This is a genomic window from Mycolicibacterium arseniciresistens, assembly GCF_030519285.1.
In the GTDB taxonomy this organism is placed as follows: Bacteria; Actinomycetota; Actinomycetes; order Mycobacteriales; family Mycobacteriaceae; genus Mycobacterium; species Mycobacterium arseniciresistens.
In genome coordinates this window covers 1-311 of record NZ_JAUMSQ010000601.1, presented here as the reverse complement: position 1 = coordinate 311, position 311 = coordinate 1, and the positions used below count along the sequence as shown (strand labels likewise).

The 311-nt window shown below is 76.5% G+C and carries 1 protein-coding gene; it reads left to right on the top strand.

Annotated features, from left to right (window positions below; all coding sequences use genetic code 11):
* Window positions 1-311 (top strand): KR domain-containing protein (locus Q2100_RS31725; RefSeq protein ID WP_302917180.1); only part of this gene is annotated, 311 nt, incomplete at both ends.

The following is a 311-nucleotide window of genomic DNA, read 5'->3' as shown; positions in this document are numbered from 1 at the left end:
GGTGTGGTGGTGGTGCGCGACGGCGCCGCCCTGGCCGCCCGGCTGGCGCCCGCAGGTGCGAGAACGGCTGCGCCGATGGAGTGTTCACCTGCAGGCAGCTATCTGATCACCGGCGGCACCGGCGCGCTGGGCCTGCGGATGGCGCAGCGGTTGGCCGACCTGGGCGCCCGGCGGTTGGTGCTGCTCTCCCGGTCGGGACTGCCCGAGCGGTCGGCATGGGGCGAGCACGCCGATTCGGAGGCGGTGCGCGGGGTGCGGGCGCTGGAGGACCGGGGCCTCTCGGTCACCGTCGCCGCCCTCGACGTCGGCGC